Annotated in this window: 17 protein-coding genes; 9 read left to right on the forward strand and 8 right to left on the reverse strand. The window is 51.7% G+C overall.

The window, feature by feature from the left end; all coding sequences use genetic code 11:
- Positions 1–129 precede the first annotated feature (129 nt).
- Positions 130–1,176 carry an asparaginase gene (locus BQ7483_RS09410; RefSeq protein ID WP_072545712.1) on the forward strand — a complete coding sequence of 349 codons (1,047 nt, stop codon included), beginning with the start codon at positions 130–132 and terminating at the stop codon, positions 1,174–1,176.
- Between the two features lie 530 nt (positions 1,177–1,706).
- Here the strand turns inward: BQ7483_RS09410 and BQ7483_RS09415 are convergent.
- Positions 1,707–2,375: a bifunctional 4-hydroxy-2-oxoglutarate aldolase/2-dehydro-3-deoxy-phosphogluconate aldolase gene (locus tag BQ7483_RS09415; RefSeq protein WP_022019448.1), complete on the reverse strand. Its 669-nt coding sequence runs from the start codon at positions 2,373–2,375 to the stop codon at positions 1,707–1,709.
- 36 nt (positions 2,376–2,411) lie between these two features.
- The gene (locus tag BQ7483_RS09420) at positions 2,412–3,437 is read right to left on the reverse strand and encodes a sugar kinase (RefSeq protein WP_022019447.1); all 1,026 of its coding nucleotides are present in this window, start codon (positions 3,435–3,437) and stop codon (positions 2,412–2,414) included.
- Positions 3,438–3,702: 265 nt separating this feature from the next.
- Between BQ7483_RS09420 and BQ7483_RS09425 the strand changes: the two genes are divergently transcribed.
- The 7 genes from BQ7483_RS09425 to nrdG all read left to right on the forward strand — a co-directional run bounded on the left by BQ7483_RS09425 (position 3,703) and on the right by nrdG (position 12,911).
- Positions 3,703–4,764, forward strand: a complete 1,062-nt coding sequence (locus BQ7483_RS09425; RefSeq protein ID WP_072545713.1) for a LacI family DNA-binding transcriptional regulator — start codon at positions 3,703–3,705, stop codon at positions 4,762–4,764.
- A 17-nt stretch (positions 4,765–4,781) separates the two neighbouring features.
- Positions 4,782–6,272 (forward strand): UxaA family hydrolase, encoded by a 1,491-nt coding sequence (locus BQ7483_RS09430; protein ID WP_072545714.1) that lies wholly within the window; start codon positions 4,782–4,784, stop codon positions 6,270–6,272.
- A 30-nt stretch (positions 6,273–6,302) separates the two neighbouring features.
- Positions 6,303–7,595, forward strand: a complete 1,293-nt coding sequence (locus tag BQ7483_RS09435; protein ID WP_072545715.1) for a Na+/H+ antiporter NhaC family protein — start codon at positions 6,303–6,305, stop codon at positions 7,593–7,595.
- A 139-nt stretch (positions 7,596–7,734) separates the two neighbouring features.
- Complete coding sequence (locus BQ7483_RS09440) at positions 7,735–8,289, forward strand: 30S ribosomal protein S16 (protein ID WP_022019443.1); 555 nt, start codon at positions 7,735–7,737, stop codon at positions 8,287–8,289.
- Between the two features lie 555 nt (positions 8,290–8,844).
- The gene (locus BQ7483_RS09445; protein WP_072545716.1) at positions 8,845–9,942 is read left to right on the forward strand and encodes a TlpA disulfide reductase family protein; all 1,098 of its coding nucleotides are present in this window, start codon (positions 8,845–8,847) and stop codon (positions 9,940–9,942) included.
- 253 nt (positions 9,943–10,195) lie between these two features.
- Positions 10,196–12,403, forward strand: a complete 2,208-nt coding sequence (locus BQ7483_RS09450; RefSeq protein ID WP_072545717.1) for an anaerobic ribonucleoside triphosphate reductase — start codon at positions 10,196–10,198, stop codon at positions 12,401–12,403.
- Positions 12,404–12,413: 10 nt separating this feature from the next.
- Positions 12,414–12,911 (forward strand): anaerobic ribonucleoside-triphosphate reductase activating protein, encoded by a 498-nt coding sequence (gene nrdG / locus BQ7483_RS09455; protein WP_072545718.1) that lies wholly within the window; start codon positions 12,414–12,416, stop codon positions 12,909–12,911.
- Between the two features lie 84 nt (positions 12,912–12,995).
- Here the strand turns inward: nrdG and BQ7483_RS09460 are convergent, their stop codons facing one another.
- The 3 genes from BQ7483_RS09460 to BQ7483_RS09470 form a co-directional block, all read right to left on the reverse strand.
- On the reverse strand, positions 12,996–14,342 hold the full coding sequence (locus BQ7483_RS09460) for a threonine/serine exporter family protein (RefSeq protein ID WP_022019439.1): 1,347 nt from the start codon (positions 14,340–14,342) through the stop codon (positions 12,996–12,998).
- 196 nt (positions 14,343–14,538) lie between these two features.
- Positions 14,539–15,543, reverse strand: a complete 1,005-nt coding sequence (locus BQ7483_RS09465; protein ID WP_022019438.1) for a class II fructose-bisphosphate aldolase — start codon at positions 15,541–15,543, stop codon at positions 14,539–14,541.
- Positions 15,544–15,738: 195 nt separating this feature from the next.
- Positions 15,739–16,746 (reverse strand): endonuclease/exonuclease/phosphatase family protein, encoded by a 1,008-nt coding sequence (locus BQ7483_RS09470; RefSeq protein ID WP_072545719.1) that lies wholly within the window; start codon positions 16,744–16,746, stop codon positions 15,739–15,741.
- A 191-nt stretch (positions 16,747–16,937) separates the two neighbouring features.
- On the opposite strand from BQ7483_RS09470, the gene BQ7483_RS09475 reads away from it, so the two are divergent.
- Positions 16,938–17,192 carry a type B 50S ribosomal protein L31 gene (locus BQ7483_RS09475; RefSeq protein ID WP_022019436.1) on the forward strand — a complete coding sequence of 85 codons (255 nt, stop codon included), beginning with the start codon at positions 16,938–16,940 and terminating at the stop codon, positions 17,190–17,192.
- A 209-nt stretch (positions 17,193–17,401) separates the two neighbouring features.
- Here BQ7483_RS09475 and gcvT read toward each other — a convergent pair whose 3' ends face one another.
- From gcvT to BQ7483_RS09490, 3 genes are all read right to left on the reverse strand, one after another.
- Entirely contained in the window at positions 17,402–18,487 is a 1,086-nt protein-coding gene (gene gcvT, locus BQ7483_RS09480; RefSeq protein ID WP_072545720.1) for a glycine cleavage system aminomethyltransferase GcvT, read from the reverse strand.
- Between the two features lie 36 nt (positions 18,488–18,523).
- Positions 18,524–19,747 carry a peptidase T gene (gene pepT / locus BQ7483_RS09485; RefSeq protein ID WP_072545721.1) on the reverse strand — a complete coding sequence of 408 codons (1,224 nt, stop codon included), beginning with the start codon at positions 19,745–19,747 and terminating at the stop codon, positions 18,524–18,526.
- Between the two features lie 124 nt (positions 19,748–19,871).
- Positions 19,872–21,281, reverse strand: coding sequence for an amidophosphoribosyltransferase (locus tag BQ7483_RS09490; RefSeq protein ID WP_072545722.1), 1,410 nt, complete (start codon positions 21,279–21,281; stop codon positions 19,872–19,874).
- Between the last annotated feature and the right edge of the window lie 83 nt (positions 21,282–21,364).

Raw genomic sequence — 21,364 nt, forward strand, 5'->3', positions numbered from 1 at the left:
AACGAAAACCTGTCCAAATGCAATGCCCAAATACCAACCAGAACATTCCCCGGTCATTAGAAGAATTGTATATCTTTGAATAAATCCGTATCTTTGCGTCATCATTCACCCCAAACAACGGAATGCGAAATGAAAACAGCAGATTGCCCTTCAGTATTATTGATTTATACCGGCGGTACCATCGGCATGATTGAGAATCCCGAAACAGGTGCTCTGGAAAGCTTCAACTTCGACCAGCTGCTCAAGCATGTGCCCGAACTGAAACGCTTCAACTGCCACATCTCCACCTACCAGTTCAACCCACCCATCGACTCGTCGGACATGGAACCGGAACTCTGGGCCAAGATTGTGAAAATCATCAGCAGCCACTACAACGACTACGACGGCTTCGTCATCCTGCACGGCACCGACACCATGGCCTACACGGCCTGTGCTCTGAGCTTCATGCTCGAAAACCTGTCGAAACCCGTCATCCTGACCGGCTCGCAACTGCCCATCGGCATGCTGCGTACCGACGGCAAAGAGAATCTCATCACCGCCATCGAGATAGCCTCCGCCCGCCGCTCTGACGGCACGCCCATGGTGCCCGAAGTCTGCATCTTCTTCGAGAACGAGCTGATGCGCGGCAACCGCACCACTAAAATCAATGCGGAGAATTTCAATGCCTTCCGCTCGTTCAACTATCCTCCGCTGGCCAAGGTGGGCATCCACATCCGTTACGAGGAACACCTCATCCGACGCCCCGACCCGTCGCGCCCGATGAAGCCCCACTACCTGTTCGACACCAACGTCGTGGTGCTTACCCTCTTCCCCGGCATCCGCGAAAGCATCGTCAGCTCCGTACTCCACGTGCCCGGCCTGAAGGCTGTTGTGCTCAAGACTTTCGGTTCGGGCAATGCCCCGCAGAAAGAATGGCTCATCCGACAGCTCACGGAAGCCAACGAACGGGGCATCGTCATCGTCAACATCACCCAGTGCCAACGGGGTGTGGTCGAGATGCAACGCTACGGCACCGGCCTGCAGCTGCTCCAGACAGGCGTCATCAGCGGCTACGACAGCACGCCCGAGTGTGCCGTCACCAAACTGATGTTCCTCCTGGGCCACGGCCTGAACCAGCAGGAAGTGCGCCGCCTCATGGACTCCAACCTGGCAGGAGAGATTACCAAGACTTGCTGACGAACATCAGCATGTCAATCAAAAAAGTTACAGATTGTAGAAATAGATACAAAAAAAACGAGCTTGTTCTCACGAACCGCCCGTCCACATAAGAAAAGCCCGAATGGCTTTTCTTGTTATTCGTCAATTGTTACCCAAAAATCAATCTTTCTTTTTACTCAAAAAAAAAATCCAATACACTATGAAAACACTTAAAAAATAGCCTATGAAAAAACTTTTATTGTTTTATGTCTTCTGCGGTTTCACAACCACACTGCAAAGGTAGCGCTTTTCCTGCAATCTGCAAACATTCGGCAGAATAAAACCTGTTATATAACATATTTTTCAAGAACAATAGCTCTGTTTACACTTTTGGGATATCCTTACAGATTTTTTAAGGAAAACAATAAAAACAAGCCACCGAAATATCTGCTTCAGACATTCCGATGGCCGTCCCCTTTAAACACCTTTAAACAAAATGAAATTTCCAATTCATGCCGGAAGGACGGATGGACCGAACCACCCTCCCCTCCGGCCGCTTATACAGCTTATTACTTTCTGGCCTCAGCGATATAGCCCAAAGCCTCCTTGCATTTTTCTGTAATGTATGTCCAGTCTTCAGCTGCTACCTTATCCTTCGGGAACAGCTTGGAACCCATACCTACGCAGAACACACCGGCCTTGATCCAGGAAGTAAGATTCTCCTGAGTCGGCTCTACACCGCCGGTTACCATCAACTTGGACCACGGCATCGGAGCCAGCATGCCCTTGACAAGCTTCGGTCCCAGTACGTCGCCCGGGAAAATCTTGCACAGGTCGCAACCTACTTCCTGGGCGAAACCTACCTCGGACACGCTGCCGCAACCCGGCGTATAGGGCACCAGACGACGGTTACAAACCTTGGCAATCTCGGGATTGTACAACGGACCTACCACGAAATTGGCACCCAGCTGAATGTAAAGAGCCGCAGTAGCAGGATCCACTACAGAACCCACGCCCATTGCCATTTCAGGACATTCCTTGGCAGCAAACTTCACCACTTCGGCAAAAACCTCGTGGGCGAAATCACCGCGGTTGGTAAACTCGAAAGCACGGACACCACCGTCATAACATGCCTTCACTACTTTCTTTGCCACTTCTGCGTCCTTGTGGTAGAACACAGGAACCATGCCCGTAGAACCTATCTTGTTCAATACGGCTATCTTGTCAAATTTTGCCATTTTACTATGATCGTTTTTCGGTTATTCTGAAAGAAATTATCTCTGAACACGTCCGCTGGCATCACCACCGGCCAAGGCTTCCACTTCTTCGGCAGAAACCAAGTTGAAGTCACCGTTGATGGTATGCTTCAGGGCAGAAGCGGCTACGGCAAATTCCAGTGCCTCACCCTGAGTGGCCTTCGTCAGCAGTCCGTGGATGATACCACCCGAAAAGGAATCACCACCACCCACACGGTCTACGATAGGGTTGATATCGTAACGCTTGGACTCGTAGAACTCCTGGCCGTTGTAAATCATGGCCTTCCAACCGTTGTGGCTGGCAGAGAACGATTCGCGGAGGGTAGAAATGACATACTTGAATCCGAACTCCTTGGCCATGGCCTTGAAGATACCCTTGTAGCCTTCGGCGTCTGTCTTGCCGCCTTCCACGTCGGCATCGGGCTTGAAGCCCAGGCAAAGCTCCGCATCTTCTTCGTTACCGATGCAGACATCCACGTATTTCATCAAAGGTTTCATGATAGACTGTGCTTTCTCCTTGGTCCAAAGTTTCTTGCGGAAGTTCAGGTCCACAGAAACCGTCACGCCGTGACGCTTGGCAGCCTCGCAGGCCAGACGGGTCAGCTCAGCAGCCTTATCCGAAATGGCCGGTGTAATGCCCGACCAGTGGAACCAGTCGGCACCTTCCATGATGGCATCAAAATCAAAATCAGAAGGATCGGCTTCTGCAATGGCCGAATGGGCACGGTCGTAAATCACCTTGCTGGGACGCATGGAAGCACCTGTTTCCAGATAATAGATACCTACACGGTCACCACCGCGGGCAATATAGTCAGTCTTCACGCCATATTTGCGCAAGGCATTGACAGCCGACTGGCCGATTTCATGCTTCGGCAACTTGGTTACGAAATAAGCGTCATGTCCGTAGTTGGCACAGCTGACAGCCACATTGGCCTCACCGCCGCCATACACGACATCAAACGAATCGGACTGCACAAAACGAGTATTGCCCGGAGTAGACAATCTCAGCATGATCTCACCCAGTGTTACGACTTTCTTTCCCATAATCTTTTTTATTTTAGGATTAAATTGTTATTTTATAATACTTTGTTTCAAATTATAATCCACACGAAGAAAAAGCAATCAAACATCTGACAATCTGCACATTATATCTACATCATCAGAATTCATGCATACTTCCGTGTGCGGGCACAAAGATACAACAATTTTTGGAATACAAAAAATTATCATATATTTGTGACGAAAATATTAAGATTATTATTGTGTACGCACACAAATAGAGTCTGTACACCATCAATAGAACCAACAGATGAGCAGAATCAGAATCAAAGATATCGCACAAATGGCCGATGTCTCGGTGGGCACCGTAGACCGGGTGCTGCACGGACGTAGCGGCGTATCGGAAGCCAGCCGAAAACGAGTGGAAGAAATACTGAAGCAACTGGACTACCAGCCCAACATGTATGCCAGCGCCCTGGCCTCCAACAAGCAGTACACCTACGCCTGCCTGCTGCCCCAGCACGAAGCCAGCGAATACTGGACCGACATCGAAGCAGGCATTCGCGAAGCCACCCTTGCCTACTCGGACTTCAACATCCAGGCCGACGTTACCCACTACGACCCTTATGACTATCACTCGTTCGAACAGGCTTCGCAACAGATTGTAGAGAAACAGCCGGACGGGGTACTGCTGGCACCGACGGCTCCCCAGTATACGTGCCCCTTCGTCGAGCAGCTGAACCAGCTCCATATACCTTATATATATATAGACTCGAATATCCAGGAACAGCCGGCCCTTTCGTTCTTCGGTCAGCACTCCCACCAAAGCGGATTTTTTGCCGCACGCATGCTGATGCTGCTGGCCGGCAAGAATGCGACTGAAATAGTCATCTTCCGCAAGATAAACGAAGGAGTGGTTGGCTCCAACCAGCAGGAGAGGCGCGAAATCGGGTTCCGCGAATACATGGAACGCCATCACCCCACCTGCCACATCTGGGAACTGGACCTGCATGCCAAACGCGACACGGAAGACACCCAGATGCTGGACGATTTCTTCAAGGCCCACCCCACCCTGCACAACGGCATCACTTTCAACTCGAAAGCGTACATCATCGGCGAATACCTGCACAAGAGAGGCATCGCCGACTTCAACCTGATGGGCTACGACCTGCTGAAGCGCAATGTGGAATGCCTGAAGGGAGGTACCATCTCCTTCCTCATCGCCCAGCAACCTACCCTGCAGGGATTCAACGGCATCAAAACCCTGTGCGACCACCTGATTCTGAAGAAGGAGGTCAACCGCATCAACTTCATGCCTATCGACCTGCTGACGCGGGAAAACATCGAATTCTACTACAAACCGATAAACTAACACTCAACCCCAGTAACATGGAAACAAAGTTCTTGAAAATCAATCCGGCAGACAATGTAGCGGTAGCCATTGCACCGCTGTCGGCAGGTGAAAAAATAAATGTAGACGGACAGGAAATTACCCTGAACGAAGATATCCCGGCCGGTCATAAATTCGCACTGAAGAATCTGGCCGAAGGTGAAAACGTCATCAAATACGGATACCCCATCGGGCATGCCCGCGAAGCCCGCAGACAGGGCGACTGGATGAACGAACACAACATACAGACCAATCTGTCCGGCCTGCTGGAATACACCTACCATCCGGTAAAGGCAGACCTGGACATTGCCGACCGGCACCTGACCTTCAAGGGCTACCGCCGCAAGAACGGCGACGTGGGCGTACGCAATGAAATCTGGATCATCCCGACCGTGGGCTGCGTGAACGGTATTGCCAACCAACTGGCCGAAGCCCTGCGTGCCGAAACGGGCGGCAAAGGCGTAGACGCCATCATGGCCTATCCGCACAACTATGGTTGCTCCCAGCTGGGCGACGACCACGAGAACACCAAAAAAATACTGCGCGACATGGTGCTCCATCCCAATGCCGGAGCCGTGCTGGTCGTCGGCCTGGGTTGCGAGAACAACCAGCCGGACGTCTTCCGCGAGTTTCTGGATGAGTATGATACAGACCGTGTCAAGTTTCTGGTGGCCCAAAAAGTGGACAACGAATTTGAAGAAGGCATGAAGCTGCTGCGCGAACTCTATGCCAAAGCTTCGCAGGATGTACGCGAGGACGTTTCCCTGAGCGAGCTCCGCGTGGGACTGAAATGTGGTGGCTCCGACGGCTTCTCGGGCATCACGGCCAATCCGCTGCTCGGCCTGTTCTCCGACTTTCTGGTAGCCCAGGGAGGCACCACCGTCCTGACGGAGGTACCCGAAATGTTCGGCGCAGAAACCATCCTGATGAACCGCTGCCGCAACCGGGAACTGTTCGACCAGACGGTCAAGCTCATCAACGACTTCAAGGAATACTTCCTGAGCCACGGAGAACCCGTCGGAGAGAATCCCTCGCCGGGCAACAAGGCTGGCGGTATCTCCACACTCGAAGACAAGGCGCTAGGCTGCACGCAGAAATGTGGCAAAAGCTACGTCGAGGGAGTGTTGTCCTATGGTGAACGCCTCCACACGAAGGGGCTCAATCTACTGTCGGCTCCGGGCAACGACCTGGTGGCTGCCACCGCACTGGCTTCCAGCGGTTGCCACATGGTTCTCTTCACAACGGGCCGCGGAACGCCCTTCGGCACTTACGTCCCTACCATGAAGATATCCACCAACTCCAATCTGGCCAAGCACAAGCCGGGATGGATAGACTTTAACGCCGGTGTCATCCTCGAAGACGAACCGATGCAGCAGACGTGCGAACGCTTCATCGACTATGTCATCCGTGTGGCCAGCGGCGAACTGGTCAACAACGAGAAAAAAGGTTATAAGGAAATAGCCATCTTCAAGAATGGAGTGACACTTTAAGGAAAGCATCAACAGACTGAATACCATTTTATGCAAGAAACCATCCAATCCCGCCGGGGAAGCTGGTGGGCGCTGAGTCCGCTCGTCGTGTTCCTCTGCCTCTACCTGGTGACCTCCCTGCTGATGAACGACTTCTACAAGATGCCCATCACCGTGGCCTTCCTGTTCTCGTCGTGCTATGCTGTGGCCATCACCCGCGGCCTGAAACTGGAGGAACGCATCTACCACTTCTCTGCCGGGGCCAGCAACAAGAATATCCTGATGATGATCTGGATATTCGTACTGGCCGGAGCCTTTGCACAGAGCGCCAAGCAGATGGGCGCCATCGACGCAACGGTCAACCTGACCCTTCACGTCCTGCCGGACAACCTGCTGCTGGCAGGTATCTTTCTGGCTGCCTGCTTCATCTCCCTCTCCATCGGCACCAGCGTCGGCACCATCGTTGCCCTGACTCCGGTGGCGGTGGGGCTGGCTGAAAAGACCGGAGTCGACCTGGCCTATATGACGGCCATCGTCGTGGGAGGCTCCTTCTTCGGCGACAATCTGTCGTTCATTTCCGACACCACCATCGCCTCCACCCGTACGCAAGACTGCGTCATGACAGACAAGTTCCGCGTGAACTGCCTCATCGTGGTACCCGCAGCCATTGTGGTACTGGGAGTCTATGTCTTTCAAGGATTGAGCGTCAGTGCACCGCCACAGACCGAGACCATCGAATGGATCAAAGTACTGCCCTACCTCATCGTGTTGGGTACCGCCGTTGCAGGCATGAACGTCATGCTTGTGCTGATGCTGGGCATCGTGTCTACGGGACTCGTCGGTTTCCTCACCGGCATGTCGTTCTTCGACTGGTTCGGAGCCATGGGGGCGGGCATCACCGGCATGGGCGAGCTCATCATCATCACCCTGCTCGCCGGAGGCATGCTCGAACTGATACGCTACAACGGCGGCATCGACTTCATCATCACCCGACTCACCCGTCATGTACACGGCAAGCGGGGAGCCGAGCTGAGCATTGCCGCCCTGGTGAGCATCGCCAACCTCTGTACGGCCAACAACACCATCGCCATCATCACCACCGGCCCCATCGCCCGCGACATTGCCCGGCGTTTCCATCTGGACCGCCGCAAGACGGCCAGCATCCTCGACACCTTCTCGTGCCTGACGCAGGGCCTCATCCCCTACGGCGCACAGATGCTCATTGCTGCGGGGCTGGCTTCCATCTCGCCGCTGGACATCATCGGAAATCTGTATTACCCCTTCTGCATGGGGGCCTTTGCCCTGCTGGCCATCCTGCTGAGGTATCCGCGGAAGTATTCATAAGCAACGGCTGGCCAAATGTGGAGGTATTGCACACATTTTGTGGACTTTTGCTTGGCCGACCGGAAGAAAATGCTTACCTTTGCGCCCGCCATTACGAGCTAATGGCATAATTCAAATCAAATTAACTAATTAAACATTTATGGCAACAAAAATCAGATTGCAAAGAAATGGACGTAAGAGCTACGCTTTCTACTCCATCGTAATTGCTGACGTAAGAGCACCACGTGATGGTAGATTTATTGAAAAAATCGGTACTTACAACCCGAACACTAACCCTGCCACAGTAGATTTGAAGTTCGACCGCGCACTCGACTGGGTACTGAAAGGTGCACAGCCTACTGACACAGTACGCAACATCCTTTCCCGCGAAGGTGTCTACATGAAGAAGCACCTCTTGGGCGGTGTAGCCAAAGGCGCATTCGGCGAAGCAGAAGCAGAAGCCAAATTCGAAGCTTGGAAGAACAACAAGCAGAACGGTCTGGCTGCCCTGAAGGCAAAGCAGGAAGAAGCCAAGAAGGCTGAAGCCAAAGCACGCCTCGAAGCCGAAAAGAAGGTGAACGAAGAAAAAGCCAAAGCACTGGCTGAAAAGAAAGCCGCTGAAGAGGCTGCCAAAGCTGCTGAAGAAGCTGCCAAGGCCGCTGAACAAGCTGCAGAAGCTCCGGCTGCAGAAGCTGAAGCACCCGCTGCCGAATAAAGCACGCGGACAACTAAAGAACGCTTATTTCAAACAAACAACCCCATCCCTTCAAGCTTGCCGGCTTGAAGGGATTTTTATTTTCTATATTTCCCCCAGCGCCGTGTTAGAGTGTCAAATTATATAACCAACCGTCTACTCTTGGAGAGCAACCGCAATTCAAAGGCAGAAAAAGTACCGCCAGGGAATGTTTCAAACATAGAGGCCTTATGTTTCAAACATTCCCCCCTTGGGTTTGAAACATAGGCCCTTTGGGGTTTAAACCCATTTTCTACACATAGCCGCTCCACTCTTCCGGCAGGCACCCATCTGTAATTATCTTTCACAATTCGTTATTTTCTTTACCCTGCTTGAACCATTTAAAAGGAAGAAAAGCGATACCTCGGAAGTGCAAGGCTGAAAACTGCGTTTTCGCTTTGCACTTCGCTTGGTTTGCACTACTTTCAAGAAGATAGGCTGCACCTCGGAAGTGCAAGGCTGAAAACTGCGTTTTCGCTTTGCACTTCGCTCGGTTTGCACTATCTTTGCCCAGCTAATTTTAAAACCATAGAAACAATGAAAAAACTTACTTATCTGCTTGCCGCAGCTGCCGTACTGGCCGCTTGTAACGGCAACAAAGGTTACACCGTAACCGGTACCGTAGAAGGAGCCTCTGACGGCGATACCGTATATCTGAAAAAAGTGGAAGGCCGCCAGCTCGTCAGCCTCGACTCGGCTGTCATCAGCAACGGAACATTTACCTTCAAAGGCGTACAGGACACAGCTGCCAACCGCTACATCACCTACGCCGCACAGGACAAGGAACCTCTGATGATGGATTTCTTCCTGGAAAATGGTAAAATCAACGTAAGCCTGACCCGCAACAACGACTCGGCTACCGGCACGCCCAACAACGACGCCTACCAAGCCGTACGCAGCCAGCTCAACGGACTGAACGCCCAAATCAACGCCATCTACGAAAGCGTATCGACCGACACCACCTTCACCCAGGAGCAACGCGAAGCCAAAGGACAGGAAATTGAAGCACTGCAAGACAAATCCATCTCCATTCTGAAGGACGCCATCAAGCAGAACATCACCAATGCCGTAGGTATCCACCTGCTGAAACAGAACTTCTACTATATGGACGTAGAAGATCTGGATCCGCTGATGCCCCAGATTCCGGCTGCATACGACAACGATGAGACCATCGCAAAAATCAAAGCCAATGTAGAAAAGATGAAAGCTACCGCCGTAGGTCAGAAGTTCACGGACTTCGAAATGCAGACACCTGACGGCCAGAACGTCAAGCTGTCCGACTACGTAGGAAAAGGCAAAGTGGTGCTGGTAGACTTCTGGGCCAGCTGGTGTGGTCCCTGCCGTCGCGAAATGCCCAACCTGGTAGAAGCCTACAAACAGTACAAGAACAAGAACTTCGAAATTGTCGGTGTATCGCTCGACCAGAACGGAGACGCCTGGAAAGCTGCCATCGAGCAACTCAACATTACATGGCCGCAGATGTCCGACCTGAAATACTGGAACTGCGAAGGCGCCCAACTGTATGCCGTAAGCAGCATCCCTCACACGGTATTGATTGACGGCGAAGGTACCATCATCGCCCGCGGCCTGCATGGCGAAGACCTGCAAAAGAAGCTGGCTGAAGTATTGAAATAATACTCCATACGACCGATATCATGAAAAGCCTCCGGAACATACCGGAGGCTTTTTTATTTCATCAAGTTTACCATATTAGAAAACATATGCACAAACGAAGTTTTCCAAAATAAACAATGCACCTACTGATTATAAACGACTTAACAATTTTTACAGACATAAAAGTTTTCCAAAACAGAAAACTTTCGGATAAGTTTGATAACTTTGCATCATCCAAAAAGCATATTTCATCACCCCAAACATCACCATAGTTATGATACAGACTGTTATCAAACGAGACGGCCGCATCGTCGGCTTCAACGAAGAGAAAATCGCTACCGCCATCCGCAAAGCCATGCTTCACACCGACAAAGGGGAAGACCTGCAACTGATTCACCAGATAACGGACCACATTGCTTTCCGCGGCGCCTCACAGATGACCGTAGAAGCCATCCAGGACATGGTCGAACTGGAACTGATGAAAAGCAGCCGCAAGGACGTTGCCCAAAAATACATTGCCTACCGCAACCAGCGCAGCATCGCCCGCAAAGCCAAGACACGCGACATGTTTCTGGAAATCATCAATATCAAGTCCAACGACATCACCCGCGAAAATGCCAACATGAATGCCGACACTCCGGCCGGCATGATGATGAAATTCGCCAGCGAAACCACCAAGCCTTTCGTGGACGACTACCTGCTGAGCGAAGAAGCCCTGAACGCCGTAAAGGGGAATTATCTGCATATCCACGACAAGGACTATTACCCCACCAAGAGCCTGACGTGCGTGCAGCATCCGCTGGACCGCATCCTCACTCATGGATTCTCTGCCGGACACGGCGAATCCCGTCCGGCCAAACGCATCGAAACGGCCAGCATCCTGGGCTGCATCTCGCTGGAGACCGCCCAAAACGAAATGCATGGCGGGCAGGCCATCCCTGCCTTCGATTTCTACCTGGCCCCCTACGTGCGCCACAGCTTCATCGAAGAGATCCAGACGCTCGAACAATTGAACGGTGCCGACTATTCACACCTCTATCAGAAAGAACTGGACGACTATCTGCAACGTCCGCTCGAAGGGCTGCAGGGCGAAGAACGCCTGGTACAGCATGCCGTCAACCAGACCGTGGCACGCGTACACCAGGCCATGGAAGCCTTCATCCACAACATGAACACCATCCACTCGCGCGGTGGCAACCAGGTGGTGTTCAGCTCCATCAACTATGGCACCGATACCTCGGCCGAAGGTCGCTGCATCATCCGCGAACTGCTGAACAGCACCTACCAGGGAGTGGGCAACGGTGAAACGGCCATCTTCCCCATTCAGATCTGGAAAAAGAAACGCGGCGTCAGCTACCTGCCCGACGACCGCAATTACGACCTCTACCGCCTGGCCTGCAAGGTGACCGCCCGGCGCTTCTTCCCCAACTTCCTGAACCTGGACGCCACGTTCAACCAGAGCGAGGACTGGAAGGCCGACGACCCGCAGCGCTACCTGCACGAAGTGGCGACCATGGGCTGCCGCACGCGTGTCTTTGAGAACCGCTTCGGCCCCAAGACATCGGTAGGCCGGGGCAACCTTTCGTTCTCCACCATCAACATCGTCCGTCTGGCCATCGAGTGCATGGACATTGCCAACCCGGAAGAGCGCATCGCCCGCTTCTTCGCCAAGCTGGATGCCATGCTCGACATCACAGCCCGTCAGCTGCACGAACGCATGGAGTTCCAAAAAACAGCCTTTGCCAAGCAGTTCCCCCTCCTGATGTCGTCTTTATGGCTGGGATGTGAAAAGCTGAAGCCAAACGACACCATAGCCTCCGTCATCAACCAGGGCACTTTGGGCATCGGCTTCATCGGTCTGGCCGAGTGTCTGGTAGCCCTCACCGGACGACACCACGGCGAATCGGCCGAAGCCCAAGAGCTGGGTCTGAAAATCGTGACCTACATGCGCGACCGTGCCAACGAGTTCTCTGACCGCTACCAGCACAACTACAGCATCCTGGCCACGCCGGCCGAAGGCCTCTCCGGCAAGTTCACCCGTGCCGACCGCGAGAAGTTCGGCCAGTTGCCCGGCATCACCGACCGCGAATACTACACCAACTCCAACCACGTACCGGTGTACTACAAATGCAGTGCCCGCCACAAGGCCGAAGTGGAAGCTCCCTACCACGACCTGACCCGCGGAGGCCACATCTTCTATGTGGAGATAGATGGAGACGCCACCCACAACCCCGAAGCCATCATGCGCGTAGTAGACATGATGGACCGCTACAACATCGGCTATGGTTCCGTGAACCACAACCGCAACCGCTGCATGGATTGCGGATACGAGAATTCGGCCGAACATCTGGACGCCTGCCCCAAATGCGGCAGCACGAACATCGACCGCCTGCAACGCATCACAGGCTATCTGGTCGGCACGACCGACCGTTGGAACAAAGCCAAACTGGCCGAACTGAACGACCGCGTCATCCACCAATAAATCCGGAATCATGCTCTCCATACTCGATATACTCGAAGATACCACCGCAGACGGTCCGGGTTTCCGCACCTCCATCTACGCCGCCGGATGCCCGAACGCCTGTCCCGGGTGTCACAATCCCGAATCATGGGACATCCGCCATGGACGTCGGATGACTACGGATGAAATCCTGCAAAAGGTGCTCGACGACCCTTTCGCCGATGTCACGTTCAGCGGAGGCGACCCTATGTTCCAGCCCGAAGGCTTTGCCGAACTGGCCCAAGCCATCAAAGAGAACAGTAACAAAAATATTTGGTGCTACACAGGATATACGTTCGAACAGCTATTGAACAACACCCGGTATACCCGCCTCCTGCAATACATAGACGTACTGGTGGACGGCCGCTTCCGGCAGGAACTGCGGGACGAATCACTTTATTTCCGCGGCAGCAGCAACCAGCGCCTGATAGACGTCCCCGCCTCCCTGAAGAACAGGAAAGCCATAGCATATAGCTATCGGCCCGAATAGAAGTACACTGATAAAAAAACTACCCGAAACGCCGGTATCAAATCCGACGTTTCGGGTAGCCATTTATCTTTCGTTTTTGAAATCCTACCATTCTATAAACTTGCCACGTTCTTTCCGCTTCTGCAGCTCTTCAGCCAAGAAGCGCTGCCTGTCCTTGGCAATGTAGCGGCGTGCAAAGATGTTGGGTACAGCTACGCCCAACGATATGCAAAGGATGATGAGCGAAGCATTGATGCCGTTGGAAACCGCGATGGTCACCTCGCCCACGACACCGTTCATATTGATCAGTGCCATCAACGACCGATACATCAATACACCGGGAATCATCGGGATGACCGATGGAATGGTCAGCACATGGTTGGGAACATGGAACCAGTGTACTGCCTTTACAGCCACCAGGCTCACCACCAGCGCTCCCATGAAGGAACCTACTACCGGACCGAAGCCCAGCTCGAAGTTGACGAAATTTCGGGTACAGACAGCCAGCATACCGCCGATGGCCACTACCCACAACAACCGGCGCTGGATATTGAAAATCATGGAGAAGCCCATAGCAGCAATAGCTGCCGCAACAGCATACGTCAAGTACGTGTCGTGCGGAACAATGCTCAGTTCGCTGAATTTCCTGTCGATGACCAGGTCTTCCATTACCAGGACACGCATGGCCAATACAATGCCGAATGCCATCGCCACCACCATCAAGGCCGTATTCACAGCCCGGACGATGCCCACCTGTATGTAGTTGTCTATCATATCGTCCACAAAGTTGATAAGCGGAACTCCCGGCACAATGAACAATGCACAAGCCAACAGAGGATGATACGGAGTATCCGACCAGCCGGAAAAAGTCGTAATATAAGCCAGGCACGTGGAGATAAAAGCCGCAATGGCGATGCTCATATAATGATTGATACCGAACTCATTGCAACGCGCACGCACCCGAAATCCGGCAAAAGCACAAATGGAAGCAAACAGAAAAGCAATCCAGTCACCGCCGAACAGTTTGCAGAATCCGCCACAGGCAAAACCGGCACCGATAGCCACCACATAGGGCACATAATTGCGCTTCTTTGAACGGATGCGCTCCAGTTCCTCTTCATACTGGTCCAGTGAATAGTCGTTCTCGATGGCCCGCCACGACAACTTGCTGATTTCAGAAATCGCCGTCATGTTGATGCCATGCTTCTCGCATTTCTGAAACTTGGAGAACGAATGCGAGCCGTCGCTCACGTTCACCATCAGCATGGTATAACTCACATCGATATGCAGCTTCTCTTCGGGTAGTCCCAAATAGGCTGCCACGCGGTTCATGTTACGGACAATGCGGTTTGTATCGGCGGCACTCTCCACTAATAATTTTCCTGTACGGAGCAACAAATCAAGTTTCCTTCTCAACAAGGCCACTTCTTGGTCAGTCAATGCTTTAGCCATCTTCCAGCAATCGTTAATTTTTCGGACTGCAAAGATAGTGCAAACGGAGTGAAACACAAAGTGAAAACGGAGTTTTCAAGTTTTGAAATTCAAGACTTCACATATATCCTTTAATTAGAATACGACCAATAATCATAGACATAAAAAAAGCCGTCCCAGTCGGGACGGCTTCCTTTGTCATATACCGGTGAAGAAATTATTCGGCCAACTTGTTGTTTGAACCCAGCACGTTGATGATTTTGTGCTTGTACAGTTTCTCCATTTCGTCACGAGCCGGACCCAGATACTTACGGGGATCGAACTCAGCGGGTTTCTCAGCGAATACCTTGCGGACAGCAGCTGTCATAGCCAGACGAGAGTCTGAGTCGATGTTGATCTTGCAGACAGCAGACTTGGCAGCCTTACGCAGCTCGTCTTCGGGAATACCGATAGCAGCTTCCAGCTTGCCACCATACTGGTTGATCATGTCAACATATTCCTGAGGAACGGAAGAAGATCCGTGGAGTACGATGGGGAAGCCCGGCAATTTCTCCATAACGGCGTCCAGAACATCGAATGCCAAAGGAGGAGGTACCAGACGGCCTGTCTTCGGATCTACGTGGCACTGTTCGGGTTTGAACTTGTAGGCACCGTGAGAAGTACCGATAGAGATAGCCAAGCTGTCGCAACCTGTACGAGTAGCAAAGTCGATTACTTCTTCAGGGTTTGTATAAGTGTGATGTTCAGCAGATACTTCATCTTCTACACCAGCCAATACACCCAGTTCACCTTCAACTGTTACATCAAACTGATGAGCATATTCAACAACCTTCTTAGTCAGAGCGACATTCTCTTCGTAAGGCAGATGAGAACCGTCGATCATTACAGAAGAGAAGCCCATGTCTACACAAGACTTGCACAGTTCGAAGCTGTCACCGTGGTCCAGGTGCAGAACGATTTCAGGATGTTCGCATCCCAATTCCTTTGCATACTGAACGGCACCTTCGGCCATGTAGCGCAGCAAAGTCTGGTTGGCATAGTTGCGGGCACCCTTAGAAACCTGCAGGATAACCGGGCTCTTCTCCTCAGAAGAAGCCTTGATGATGGCTTGCAACTGCTCCATATTGTTGAAGTTGAATGCCGGAATGGCATAACCGCCCTTGATGGCACGCGCAAACATCGCTTTGGTGTTTACGAGACCTAAATCTTTGTAATTAACCATTTTGTTTAAAAGTTTATTGTTAGTGAATCAAATTCTGTGCAAAAGTACACATTCTCCTTTAAAAAGCGGTCACAAGGTCTATAAAAAAACTCTCCGAACACAAAGAAAAACAAAAATTTTTCATGTGTTTGAAGAGTTTTAACAAAAGATTGCAATGTCTACGTTGCAAACCCGATCCGAAAATCGGCATGCGACTTATTTCTTCAGATAGATGATGGTAGGCAGGTGGTCGCTGTAACCGTTCAGCCACGTACGGCCGCCGTGGGTACGCAAGGGCGAACCCTTGTACTTGCCGTCCTGCTGGATGAGGTAATCGCGGCGGAACACTTCATGATGGTCATAACGCAATCCCCTGCGCTTTTTCAGCAAAGGTTTTGACAGAACTATCTGGTCGAACAGGTTCCATTTACCCCGATACAGCAAGGTACCTACCCCGTCGTCCTGCAGGGTTTCCCACCACGGATTATAGAAATCGGCCTTCTTCACCTCTTTTTTATACTTGCAGGCGCCCAGCGTCTGCATACTCTCGTCCATGGGGTCGTCGTTCATGTCGCCCATCACGATCAGCTTCAGCCTCCGGTCGCTGCGTTGCAGGGAGTCGGCCAGCGCCCGTACTTGGCGGGCTGCATGCACCCGCACCGGCGACTTGGCACCGCGCGAAGGCCAATGGTTGACGATGACACAGACACGCTCACCGGCCATCCGCCCGTCCACAATCAGAAAGCCGCGCGTCAGGTGTACCGTGTCGCCCTGATAGGGTTCGGACAAGACCAGCCTGGAAGCCGTCACTTCATATTGCTGCGGGTCGTAAAGCAAGGCACAGTCGATACCCCGCTTGTCAGGCCCTTCGTAATGGATAAACTTGTATTGGGAAAGGGAAGGCTGCTCCAGCAAGTCGGTCAGCACCCGGTCGTTCTCCACTTCGGCCACACCGATAAAGGCCGGTCCCTGGGGCACCTCGTCGCGCGACAGGGACGAAAGCACCCGTGCCATATTCGCCAGCTTGGCTTCATACTTCTGCGATGTCCACTTGTAGCTGCCCCCTGGCAAGAAATCATAATCGTTCTTGCCGGCATCGTGAATGGTATCAAACAGATTCTCAAGATTGTAGAACGCCACGCTATACAAGCCGCGCTTTCCGTTCTGCGCCCCCACGCCGACGGCAAAGAGGCAGAGAGTCATTAGGAAGAATAGTTTTTTCATAATTATGCGAATGGTTTCGGCTGCAAAAGAAAGAAATAAAACGAGATAAACCTATTTTTTCAGCAAACTTTTTTTCTGTTTCAATAAATAGCACTATCTTTGCACCCTGAAAAGTTAAAAAGACCATTACACACCACTATTTGTTACCAAGCATATAGTAACCGAAATAAAAAATTAAAAACAATATCGAAATGAAAAAAGGTATTCATCCCGAAAATTACCGTCCGGTAGTATTCAAAGATATGTCGAATGGCGACATGTTCCTGTCTCGTTCTACTGTCAACACGAAAGAGACAATCGAATTCGAAGGCGAAACTTATCCGTTGGTAAAACTGGAAATCTCCAGCTCTTCCCACCCGTTCTACACCGGTAAGTCCAAGTTGGTCGATACAGCCGGTCGCGTAGACAAGTTCATGAGCCGCTACGCCAAGAGCCAGAAGAAATAATCATTTCTTTATTTGAAAAGACTAAAAAAGAGGATGCGCACCTGCGCATCCTCTTTTCTTTTTATTAATGATGAACCTAAGCATCCCTTTACCCAGCTTAAAGCGCTTGTTTGCCCAGCCCAAATGAATCATTTAAGCTGGGTAAAGCCCTGCTTTAAGCTGGACAAACGATTGCTTTAAGCCGGACAAACAAGACTTCTACCCAGAACTTACTTCCGGAAAGGCGGCTTCACGACTACAGCCTTCAGCTTGCGGCCGCGCATATCGATGCAGATTTCCGTTCCAGGCTTGCTGAATTCGGTCTTCACATACCCCATACCGATACCGATCTTTCGCATGGGAGACATGGTACCCGAAGTCACCATACCAATCGGATGACCTTCCGCATCCATCAGTCCGTATCCATGACGGGGAATGCCTCGGTCTATCATCTCAAAGCCTACCAGCTTGCGGGCCACACCTTCGGCCTTCTGCTTCTCCAGCATCGGACGGTTGATGAAGTTCTTGCCGTCCACAAACTTGGTGATCCAGCCCAGGCCGGCCTCGATGGGCGATGTGGTGTCATCGATGTCGTTGCCATACAGGCAAAAGCCCATCTCCAGGCGAAGCGTATCGCGGGCTCCCAAGCCAATGGGCTTGATGCCAAACTCAGCACCGGCCTCGAACACCGCATCCCAGATTTTCAGGGCAGCTTCGGGATAGAAGTACAACTCAAAGCCACCGGCTCCCGTATAGCCGGTATTCGAAATGATGACATCCTTCTCACCCGCAAACTCGCCGTGGGTAAAGGTGTAATAAGGCAGTGACGACAAATCGATGGACGTCAGTTTCTGCAAGGCCAGAATGGCTTTCGGGCCCTGTACGGCCAACTGGGCCATGCGGTCGGAAGCGTTTTCAAGCTCGGCCCCTTCGGTATTGTGGGACACGCACCAGTTCCAGTCTTTCTCTATGTTGGCCGCGTTCACAACCAGCATATACTTTTCGGGTTCGTAACAATAGACCAGCAGGTCGTCCACAATGCCTCCCGTTTCGTTAGGGAAACAAGTGTACTGCACCTTGCCGGGAGTGAGAGCAGCCACATTGTTGGAGGTTACCTTCTGGAGGAAATCCAGCGCATGCGGACCCTTTACCCAAAATTCGCCCATGTGCGACACGTCGAAGACGCCCACACCGTGGCATACGGTCAGATGTTCGTCGATGATGCCCGAATATTCAATCGGCATATTATATCCCGCAAACTCGTGCATCTTGGCACCCAGCGAGATATGTTTTTCAGTAAATGGAGTGGTTTTCATGAAACTAATATTTAAGCATTCAGTATTTTTATCTCATCAGCGTGCGGCCACCAGCTCGGCAATCTTCACCACCACCTTCATGGCTTTTTCCATGCTCTGGATGGGCACGAACTCATAACGGCCGTGGAAGTTGAGTCCGCCGGCAAAAATGTTGGGGCAAGGCAATCCCTTGAACGAAAGCTGCGCTCCGTCCGTACCGCCACGAATGGCTTTTACATGAGGCTCCACACCGGCATCCTTCATGGCCTGGAAAGCGATGTCGATGACATGCATCACCGGCTCTATCTTCTCGCGCATGTTGTAGTACTGGTCGTGCAGATCGAGCGTGGCCGTACCCTCACCATATTCAGCATTGATTTTACGGACAAGGTGTTCCATCTCCCGCTTGCGGCTCTCGAAGCGAGTACGGTCATGATCGCGGATAATATAAGAAACCACCGTCTGCTCTACTTCGCCGCTGATACCTACCAGGTGATAGAATCCTTCGTAACCTTCTGTATGCTCGGGCGTCTCGTGACTGGGCAACATGGCCATAAAACGGTTAGCCACCCGAATAGAGTTGATCATCTTGTGCTTGGCATAGCCCGGATGCACGTTGCGGCCCTTGAACGTAATTTTGGCCGAAGCAGCGTTGAAGTTCTCAAACTCCAGTTCGCCTACCTCACCGCCGTCCATCGTGTAAGCCCAGTCGCAACCGAACTTCTCCACATCGAACTTATGGGCACCGAGGCCTATTTCCTCGTCAGGATTGAAGCCGATGCGTATCTTTCCATGCTTGATTTCAGGGTGTTCCTGCAAATAGACAATGGCCGAAACGATTTCGGCAATACCAGCCTTGTCATCAGCTCCCAGCAAAGTCTTTCCGTCGGTCACAATCAAGTCCTCCCCCTTGTGTTCGAGCAGTTCGGGGAATTGAGAGGGAGACAGCACTATATTTTCTTCGGTACAAAGCACAATGTCCTTACCGTCGTAATTCTCTACCTTACGCGGCGACACATTCTTGCCGCTCATATCGGGACTCGTGTCCATGTGAGCAATAAAACCTACCGTAGGAAGAGGCTTGTCCGTATTGGCGGGAAGCGTGGCAAACAGGTAACCGTTGTCATCCAACGTGACATCCTCCAACCTCAAGGATTCCAATTCTTCCTTCAAATAGCGGGCAAACACCATCTGCCCCGGCGTACTGGGAGTGACACCCGTCTCTTCGCTCGACTGGGTATCAAAGCTGACATACTTTAAAAAGCGTTCTACTAAAGTCATATCATTCAAAATAAAATTGAGATTCAACAATATTTGTTCATTGTGCCCGTAAAGGTAGGAAAAGGGGCGTGAATTGCCAAGCAATCCACGCCCCTTTTTTATTTCTATTTTAACTATTTGTCAATCAGAAACAGCTGCTGCCGTCAAAACAATGCGTACAAAGCTTGCACTTGGGCAGGCCGATGCTCTCGACCAGCGTCTCCAGCGTATTGAAACGCAAGGAAGTGAAGCCAAAACGCTCGCGCATGATTTCGACCATACGGTTGTATTCGGGCGAACCGGTCGTAGCATATTTCTCAAGATTCTTGTTTTCGTCGCCTTCCAGTTCCTTGATGATGCGGCGTGTAATCAGTTCAAGCGGACTCTTGGATGCCGTAAACCCAATGAACGGACAAGAGTAGATGAGCGGCGGACAAGCTATGCGGATGTGCACTTCCTTGGCACCATACTCATAGAGCACCTTGACATTGTCGCGGAGCTGTGTACCACGTACGATGGAATCGTCGCAGAAGAGAAGGCGCTTGCCCTGAAGCATCGCACGATTGGGGATAAGCTTCATCTTGGCTACAAGATTACGCATCTCCTGCCGACTGGGAGTGAAGCTGCGCGGCCAGGTCGGAGTATACTTGGCAATGGCACGATGATAGGGAATGCCCTTGCCTTCGGCATAACCCAAAGCCATACCTACACCCGAATCAGGAATGCCACAAGCACAATCTACTTCAGACGAGTCGGTCTGCCCCATTTTCAAACCGCTGGTGAATCGGACCTCTTCGACATTGCGTCCTTCGTAACACGACGTAGGGAAACCATAATAAACCCACAGGAACGAACAAATCTGCATCTTCTCTTCCGGCTTACGCATCTGCTCGATACCTTCGGCCCGCAAACGAACGATTTCGCCCGGCCCCAGATAGCGCTCCACTTCGTAGTCGAGGTTGGGAAAACAGCTCGATTCGCTGGTGGCAGCATAGGCACCGTCCTTGCGTCCGATGACAATCGGCGTACGCCCCCACTTGTCGCGGGCGGCAATGATACCGTCTTCTGTCAGAAGCAACATGGAGCAGGAACCCTTGATGTGCCTGTAGACATTTTCGATACCTTCGACAAAGTTCTTGCCTTGGATGATGAGCAGGGCTATCAGTTCCGTCTGGTTGGTCTGGCCGGAGCTGAGCTCGGAGAAGTGCATGTTCTGCTTGAGCAAATCGGCCTCCAGCTCGGCTATGTTTACAATCTTGGCTACTGTCACAATGGCGAAACGCCCCAGGTGGGAGTTCAGGATAATGGGCTGCGCGTCCGTATCGCTGATGATGCCGATACCCGAATTGCCCTTGAACTTATCCAGCTCGTCTTCGAACTTCGTACGGAAATAGGTGCTTTCCAGATTGTGGATAGAGCGGTTGAAGCTTTGGGTCGCGCCGTCGTAAGTAGCCATACCACCCCGTTTCGTACCTAAATGTGAATTGTAGTCTGTACCATAAAACAAATCAGTCACACAACTTTCTTTGGCGACTGTACCGAAGAAACCTCCCATATATGTATATTCTTTAATATATTATGTATAGTGTCCGCTTATAAAAACGATTGCAAAGGTACAAATAAGTCGGCAGGCAACAT

The organism is Mediterranea massiliensis (assembly GCF_900128475.1).
In the GTDB taxonomy this organism is placed as follows: domain Bacteria; phylum Bacteroidota; class Bacteroidia; order Bacteroidales; family Bacteroidaceae; genus Bacteroides; species Bacteroides massiliensis_E.

What these genes read in the sequence shown, in the direction of transcription:
- BQ7483_RS09410 (WP_072545712.1), top strand. Translation starts at nt 130, where the DNA reads ATGAAAACAGCAGATTGCCCTTCAGTATTATTGATTTATACCGGCGGT.
- BQ7483_RS09415 (WP_022019448.1), bottom strand. Translation starts at nt 2,375, where the DNA reads ATGGCAAAATTTGACAAGATAGCCGTATTGAACAAGATAGGTTCTACG.
- BQ7483_RS09420 (WP_022019447.1), bottom strand. Translation starts at nt 3,437, where the DNA reads ATGGGAAAGAAAGTCGTAACACTGGGTGAGATCATGCTGAGATTGTCT.
- BQ7483_RS09425 (WP_072545713.1), top strand. Translation starts at nt 3,703, where the DNA reads ATGAGCAGAATCAGAATCAAAGATATCGCACAAATGGCCGATGTCTCG.
- BQ7483_RS09430 (WP_072545714.1), top strand. Translation starts at nt 4,782, where the DNA reads ATGGAAACAAAGTTCTTGAAAATCAATCCGGCAGACAATGTAGCGGTA.
- BQ7483_RS09435 (WP_072545715.1), top strand. Translation starts at nt 6,303, where the DNA reads ATGCAAGAAACCATCCAATCCCGCCGGGGAAGCTGGTGGGCGCTGAGT.
- BQ7483_RS09440 (WP_022019443.1), top strand. Translation starts at nt 7,735, where the DNA reads ATGGCAACAAAAATCAGATTGCAAAGAAATGGACGTAAGAGCTACGCT.
- BQ7483_RS09445 (WP_072545716.1), top strand. Translation starts at nt 8,845, where the DNA reads ATGAAAAAACTTACTTATCTGCTTGCCGCAGCTGCCGTACTGGCCGCT.
- BQ7483_RS09450 (WP_072545717.1), top strand. Translation starts at nt 10,196, where the DNA reads ATGATACAGACTGTTATCAAACGAGACGGCCGCATCGTCGGCTTCAAC.
- nrdG (WP_072545718.1), top strand. Translation starts at nt 12,414, where the DNA reads ATGCTCTCCATACTCGATATACTCGAAGATACCACCGCAGACGGTCCG.
- BQ7483_RS09460 (WP_022019439.1), bottom strand. Translation starts at nt 14,342, where the DNA reads ATGGCTAAAGCATTGACTGACCAAGAAGTGGCCTTGTTGAGAAGGAAA.
- BQ7483_RS09465 (WP_022019438.1), bottom strand. Translation starts at nt 15,543, where the DNA reads ATGGTTAATTACAAAGATTTAGGTCTCGTAAACACCAAAGCGATGTTT.
- BQ7483_RS09470 (WP_072545719.1), bottom strand. Translation starts at nt 16,746, where the DNA reads ATGAAAAAACTATTCTTCCTAATGACTCTCTGCCTCTTTGCCGTCGGC.
- BQ7483_RS09475 (WP_022019436.1), top strand. Translation starts at nt 16,938, where the DNA reads ATGAAAAAAGGTATTCATCCCGAAAATTACCGTCCGGTAGTATTCAAA.
- gcvT (WP_072545720.1), bottom strand. Translation starts at nt 18,487, where the DNA reads ATGAAAACCACTCCATTTACTGAAAAACATATCTCGCTGGGTGCCAAG.
- pepT (WP_072545721.1), bottom strand. Translation starts at nt 19,747, where the DNA reads ATGACTTTAGTAGAACGCTTTTTAAAGTATGTCAGCTTTGATACCCAG.
- BQ7483_RS09490 (WP_072545722.1), bottom strand. Translation starts at nt 21,281, where the DNA reads ATGGGAGGTTTCTTCGGTACAGTCGCCAAAGAAAGTTGTGTGACTGAT.